Source organism: Streptomyces sp. NPDC058239 (genome assembly GCF_042882185.1).
In the GTDB taxonomy this organism is placed as follows: Bacteria; Actinomycetota; Actinomycetes; order Streptomycetales; family Streptomycetaceae; genus Streptomyces.
This window is the reverse complement of sequence record NZ_JBHVWS010000041.1, coordinates 82,975-89,355: the sequence shown is the minus strand read 5'-3', so window position 1 is coordinate 89,355 and position 6,381 is coordinate 82,975. Positions and strand designations below refer to the sequence as shown.

Annotated in this window: 6 protein-coding genes; 2 read left to right on the top strand and 4 right to left on the bottom strand. The window is 64.6% G+C overall.

Going from position 1 to position 6,381, the window contains the following annotated elements:
- Positions 1-236 precede the first annotated feature (236 nt).
- Together ACFVYE_RS33380 and ACFVYE_RS33375 are read right to left on the bottom strand one after the other, a co-directional pair.
- Complete coding sequence (locus ACFVYE_RS33380) at positions 237-698, bottom strand: nuclear transport factor 2 family protein (protein WP_383975611.1); 462 nt, start codon at positions 696-698, stop codon at positions 237-239.
- A 436-nt stretch (positions 699-1,134) separates the two neighbouring features.
- On the bottom strand, positions 1,135-1,596 hold the full coding sequence (locus ACFVYE_RS33375) for a response regulator transcription factor (protein ID WP_389608044.1): 462 nt from the start codon (positions 1,594-1,596) through the stop codon (positions 1,135-1,137).
- 1,184 nt (positions 1,597-2,780) lie between these two features.
- Between ACFVYE_RS33375 and ACFVYE_RS33370 the strand changes: the two genes are divergently transcribed.
- Both ACFVYE_RS33370 and ACFVYE_RS33365 read left to right on the top strand, forming a co-directional pair.
- A complete protein-coding gene (locus ACFVYE_RS33370; protein ID WP_383975605.1) occupies positions 2,781-3,161 on the top strand; it encodes a hypothetical protein in 381 nt (126 codons plus the stop codon).
- Positions 3,131-3,490 (top strand): hypothetical protein, encoded by a 360-nt coding sequence (locus ACFVYE_RS33365; protein ID WP_383975602.1) that lies wholly within the window; start codon positions 3,131-3,133, stop codon positions 3,488-3,490. Before ACFVYE_RS33370 ends, ACFVYE_RS33365 begins: the two co-directional genes overlap by 31 nt.
- 230 nt (positions 3,491-3,720) lie before the next feature.
- On the opposite strand, the gene ACFVYE_RS33360 is transcribed toward ACFVYE_RS33365, so the two are convergent.
- Both ACFVYE_RS33360 and ACFVYE_RS33355 read right to left on the bottom strand, forming a co-directional pair.
- A complete protein-coding gene (locus ACFVYE_RS33360; protein ID WP_389608043.1) occupies positions 3,721-5,535 on the bottom strand; it encodes an APC family permease in 1,815 nt (604 codons plus the stop codon).
- A gap of 223 nt (positions 5,536-5,758) precedes the next feature.
- On the bottom strand, positions 5,759-6,211 hold the full coding sequence (locus tag ACFVYE_RS33355) for a DUF317 domain-containing protein (protein ID WP_383975599.1): 453 nt from the start codon (positions 6,209-6,211) through the stop codon (positions 5,759-5,761).
- Positions 6,212-6,381: the final 170 nt, after the last annotated feature.

The window sequence follows — 6,381 nt, the reverse complement described above, 5'->3', positions numbered from 1 at the left end:
CCGGAACAGAACCCACAACTCATCCGGCGCCAACCGCTCAACCAGATCCTTCATGCACGATTCAACGAGCGACAACCCCATAAGAAACGACGTCTTAGTAGCAATTCCGGCCGCACGCCTCCCTTCCCACCGGCACTCCGGTTCCCCTCGGAGCCCCGGCACGCTGCGAGTTCATCTGACCTCATGCCGGAAGGAAACCCACCGGAACGTCCATCACCCATAGACCTGACAAAGCCCTACTGGTAGCGGCGTTCGCCGTCACCGCTGAGGGGAGACCACCATTGCGTGTAGTTTGTCCCGCCGTCTCCGAAGATGCCGCCGTACCCCTCGACGACTTTGCCGTTCTCCCACTTCAGCATCTGTACGCCGGAGATGTCGAGCACGTCGAAGGGCGAAGTGCTGCCTTCCGGAGCTCCCTCGCGCACAGCGTGGATCTTGTTGGCGTCGATCGAGTAGCCGTCCTCGTTGTTGATGAGCAACGTGATCGGCTCCATGCTCCAGGAGACTCCAGACGCCTTCAGCATCTCCTGTACATAGGCCAGGAAGCTGTCGATGCCGACGTGCCAGCCGGAGCCGGCGTGGCTGCCCGGTGCGAGGAAACGCAGGTCCTCAGACCAGTACTGCGCGGTCTTCTCACGGTCGCCGAAGGTCACCGCTTCGTATGCTGCAGCGACCAGGGCAGGAGTGATCTCGGTCATCTTTCCTCCATGTACTCGTGGTGGACATCTTGGTTCCCGAATTCCGGACTGCACTCAACGCTGCGTGTACGTCTTAGGTCACCAGGCGGAAGATGGATCGTCGCGCATGACCTGCGTGCCCGGCGGACTGGGCTGCGCTTGGATATCGATACAGCACCGCCGGGTCCGCACAATCAAGCAGGTCGACATCCCGCCGGATCCCGACCACTGCAAGGCACCCCTCATCGGTCCTATTTCTACGCATCACACGCCCGTGGTTAAAGCTGGACTTTCGTACAAGATTAGTGAGAGATGGTGTACGAAGGTGCACTTACGGCGACTGCGAAAGCGTGTTAAAAGGTGGTTGGAAGGGATTCTTGAATACGCACTGGAGGACCGACGCGTCGGGTAGTGGCGCGACGCGATTCTCGTGTGATGTTTGCCGGATATGTTCCTCTTATGCCCCGTTCGACATCGTTTTCGAGGTGGCCTCGTTTGCAGAACGTTCGGTTTTTCCCTCGCTCTGACGGCGTGTCCGAATTCCCGAAACGCGATCGGCCCAGCATGCCTGCCCGCCGGCGGGACATCGCGTCTCGCCGTACTCGTCTTCGTTCCTTGGTCGTTCGCCGAATTCATGCACGCTGCCGGACGGACGACTCTCGGAGGCCGTCGTGTCCTGCGCGGTGATCTGATAGGCGTACGCGACCAGTCCCGCTTGCAGTCGTGACTCAACGCCGACCTTGTTCATTATCCGGGCAACGTGAGCCTTGACCGTTCTTTCGGTGATGCCCAACTTGGTTGCAATCGACCGATTCGAGGAGCCGGCCCCCAGCAGGAAGAACACCTCAATTTCCCGAGGTGTCAGAAGTGAAGCTCTTTCAGCCTCCTGGGCCCAGGTGCGTGGTTCTGCACCGTGCACCCCTTCTCCATGTTGTGACTCGGGCGAACTCCACGCTGTGCGCGGTAATCCTCCCTGGACCGTGGGTCCGATGGACTGTTCACTCGAGGAGAACCGATCCCGAACACGCGAATCGATGTTGCGCAGCTCGGCCAATTTGCTCGCTCCCCCGCTGGTTCGGTCATGGTCGTATCGGAAATTAGTCACTAACGTCCAAACTTCGGCCATATCCAGTCGGAATCTAACATGCCAGCACTACCCGGCATATGCTCAGAGGAAAACTTTGCATTTTATTTGCATGTCATTTTCAGCCAGTCGAATCCAGTTGCCGTTGGCGTGATCCATGCGTATGGAGAACTGCCGCACTCAAGATCGATAAACCATCGATACTCGGCCTGGGGAAGGCTCTGACCAGGTAGATCTGATGGCCTCAACGCCGTCGCCGGCTCATAATGATCAACGGGGAAGGTGTCCCACTCCGAGAGAAACACGCCACTCCGCACGAAATCGAATGTCGTATTCCGATCTCGACGGCTCCCCGCAACCCTCTCCCGTGCGACTGAAGGTGCCGATTCGCAGCATCCCGAAGCCACGCATGGAGGCCAGGAGTTTCCTCACCGCTGTTGTTGTTCCTGGGGCACCTGAGATTAAAGTCAACTGGCGAGGGTAATGTTGCGCAGGGGCGCAGTCTGAAAAGTGGCCCCAGATATATCCACCACCCACGTCCGTCTGCGCTGTTTCGGCCAACGGCACCAATCGCCCCGGCCGTGGCCAGTGCTCCCCGGAGACTGTCGATACCAGCTGCGGTGGGAGTCCCTTTGGGTGCGACGCCGCGGCGGATTGGATCGGCTGCGGGACGTGCTCTGGAGGACCACAACCCGCGGGTGATCCCTTCTTGTTGTCATCCCTGCTCCTCCATGGTCAGCCGGTGGCCGGACGCGGTTCCCCCGAGACGCGGGGAAAGGTGACAACAGGTCTGCCTGCCTGGCCGTCGCCTCCAGGGCGAGCCGGCACAGGGAGGCTGTCGCACTTCCCGGGAAGGGAGCGTCGTCCAGGGTGGCGAGGGCAGCGGCCCGTCGCGTGTTGATCATTTTCAGCGCGATACGCGTGAACCAGTAGCCCTGAGTGAGTTCGCCAATGAAGACGCCCTCGTCCAGCAGGCCGAGGAGGCCGCTCGTCTGCTGGAGAATCGCGGGCATGTCTCCATGCTGGAGACACTGGCTTGGATCGGCGTATCAATCACCTTCGAGGACCTGCGCGAGGCAGACCGGGTCTGCGCCGAACGGGCCAACCACGGCGCCCGGTTCGACCACGCCCTCGACCAGCTTGCAGCGCAGGCATTTGCCGCACCTAGCGGCGCCATCCAGCTCCAGTCGTTCGTCGCGACCACGCTCTTCCTGGGTGGGCACCTCGACATCGCGGTAGTCCTGCGTGCTGCCCGCTTCCTGCGTGATTACGGCCTGGCGGTGCTCACCCCCGCTGAAGGCCAGCCCCAGACTCTGACATCGACATCAGGCGGCGAAAACTGTGCGATGTCCGGAAAGAAGGTGAGGAAGTGCATGAGTACCAAAGCACCCCTGCGGTAGGTCCGACGTTCATCCAGAACGTCCACGGTGGCACCGCCGCCCAGCGCTTCAACGTTTCCCAAAACGTGGGAGTCCAACCCGATCAGTTGGCTGGTCTGGTACGCCAGCTGCGCGGCCTGGCGGGGGAGGTCCCAGAGCAGGCGCGGGAAGGGTTTCTGCAGGATGTCGAGGTACTGGAGGACACCGAGCGAGCCCCCGAGCAACGAATGCGCGCTGGGCAGCGGATCGTGGCTGCGTTGAACGCCGTCCCCGCACTTCAGGCCGCTGTAGAGGGAGGTGAGGCGATCATTGAGAGCGTCAGCCAGGTGGTCGGTGCTCTCGGCGGATGACCAAGCACACTGCTGACTACCTACCGTTGATCTGACGGGTGGGCTCTGAGCTGCACGGTTGCGTCCCGGAGGCTGCGCGCCCACGGCGTCAACTTTGTCGTCCTGGCCACCGGAGCAGCCGTCATCTGGCGCTGCTCAACTTCCTTCCGGCCCTCTCCCTCGCCACCATGACCGACGGGCTGCTGTGGCGAAGGCAGTGGCTGAGCCTGGGGCCGTCAGCACGTCACCCTTTACAGACTCAGCCGGTACGGGAGGAGGCAGACGACGACGTCGGTACGTGCTCTCAGCGCGGTGGCCAGCAGGATGCCGCGCTGGTTCTGAAGGATCTTGTAGCGGCGGTGGCGCGGCTCGACCTCGGGGATGAGAACGGCGATCTGCCGTCCCCTCTCTGCCTCCCGCTTGACGTACTCGACGACGGGCTGCACCAGCGAGCGCTGCGGGCTGTCGATGATGTCCAGACGTACCCCCGGATTCCAGCGCTCCCAACTCTCCCTCAGACGGTTGACCTTGGCGGGATCACCGTGCACGGCGACCGCGACGACCTCATCGCCGAGGGCGCGGGCTGCCGTCAGCGCATGCTGGGTGAGCTTGCTGACCTCGCCGACCGGCACGATGACCAGGGAATCGGTGTGCCGCACCGGCGGCGGGATCTCGCCGAGCCCGAGTTCCGCGCCAACCACTGTGTAGTAGCGCTGGACGCGGGCGAACAGCAGCATCAGCAACGGCACCGCGACGACCACCACCCAGGCTCCTTCGAGGAACTTGGTGGCCAGCAGGACCAGCAGTGCCACGGTGGTCAGTACCGCGCCGATGCCGTTGAGCACCGCATGCCGGAGCCAGCCGGGCGGCCGCTGCCCCGCCCAGTGCCGTACGAGCCCGATCTGGCTGATCGTGAAGCCGATGAACACGCCAATCGCGAACAGCGGGATCATCCGGTGCGTGTCGGCGTTCACGGCGATCAGCAACAGCGCCGCGAGCAGGGCGAGCGCCACCACGCCCCAGCGGTACACCGGGCGTTCCGTGCGCAGCCCGAAGAGGTGAGGCAGCCGGTGATCCCTGGCCAGCAGGCTCATCAGGACGGGCAGGCCGCCGAAACTCGTGTTGGCGGCGAAAAGAAGGGCCAGGGTGACGACAAGGTTGGTCGCGTAGTACGCCCAGCCCGTCCCGTACGAGCCTGCAGTCAGCTGCGCGAGGACGGTCACACCCTCGCGCGGGGCCACGTGGTCGCGGCGGATCAGCACGGCAAGGCCGATCAGCATCAGCCCGAGCAGCGCGCCCAGCATCAGCTCGGTGCGCTGCGCCCGCTTGACACGGGGCTGGCGGAACGCGGGTACCCCGTTGGCGATGGCCTCCACTCCGGTCAGCGCGGAGCAGCCGGAGGAGAACGCCTTCAGAAGCAGCAACAGCCCCAGTGCTTCGGTGGCATGGACGGGTTGTGCACTGCCGACGACGGCCGCAGGGTGGTCACGCAGCAGTCCCAGAATGATGATGCCGAGGATGCTCACGATGAACAGCACGGTGGGCAGCATGAGCACCCGGGCACTCTCGGCCACTCCCTGCAGGTTCACTGCGGTGAGCAGGGCGAGTCCGATGAGACAGACGGCGAGCAGATGCTCCCCGAACCAAGGGAAGGCGGAAGCGAGACTCGCGGCGCCAGCGGCCAGACTGACGGTCACGGTCAGCACGTAGTCGACGACGAGGCTGGCCGCTGCGAGCAGACTCGTCCTGGGGCCGAGGTCCTTCTTCGCCACTGCGTAGGCGCCACCGCCGTCCGGGTGCACAGCGATCACCTGGCCGTACGAGACCACAAGTACTGCAAGCAGAGCGGCGATGACCAGCGTCACCGGCAGCGTGGCGGTCAGCGCCCCGGTCCCGGCAGCGATCAGGACGAGCACGATCGCCTCGGGTCCGTACGCGACCGAGCTCAGCGCGTCCAAGGACAGTGCGGCGAGCCCCTCGATGCTGGTCAGGTGGTGCTTGTTGCCCTCCCCGTGCTGCAGCGGAACTCTCGGCCGCAGCTCTCGGCGGGCAAGACCGTACGCCATGGGAAACCTCGCGGTGCAGGGGTGCGGGGGCTGTCCAGGGACAGTGTGGCGGGGCCACTGTGGCGCGGGACGTCAAGGACGCGCCGAGGCTTGGCATTGATCGCTCAGAGGGCCGTCAACGCGGGGGTGCGGGGGTATGACGCTCGTAGCGTCGGTGGTACCGACGGCGATTGGCGACCGGCGACTCATCCGGTCGCCCAGCAGGGAGGAGGCACCCCGCACGTCACGGCCAGCACGTTCGAGCTGTGGCCAGAACTTCAGAGCGATGGACATATTTGTCTCCGCTGTGGTGCCCGGACGGCCCCTGGGTGCCGGTGTCGCTGTCCACGCTGGACTGTGCGCTGCGGTGGTCACCGCGGGTTGGTCGGAGTGTGCGGTGAGGGCCGGCGGGCGGTGCTGGGACGGGCCGCTGTGTGGGTGGTGGGGCTGTGCGTCTTGTGATGGAGGGGATGCGGCGGCGTCCTTGACCTTCGGTGAGTTCGAAGGTCAGGGCCTGCAATGCGAAGGCGGGGGTGTATGGGGATGCGTGGAGTGCCCAGTCGGGACGGTCGGCCGTGTTGCCGCCCCAGATCACCCAGGTCAGGAGGGTACTGCCGCGCGCTTGGGCTGCGAAGGCGTCGAGCTGGACGCCGACGGCGTCCTCGTTGGGCGGGCTCCAGCCCGCGAACCCCGGCATCCGGCTCCTGAGGTAAGGGGCACCCGGACCGGGCCCTGCCCTGTCCTCGGACTGGTCCCTGCCAGACCCGGTGCTCACCGCGGCCGGCCGACTGCGAATCGATGTGACTCAGTGCGGTGAGGCGGGAACGCGCCGGAGCCGGCCCGCCGAAGGACACGGTGGTCATCCCC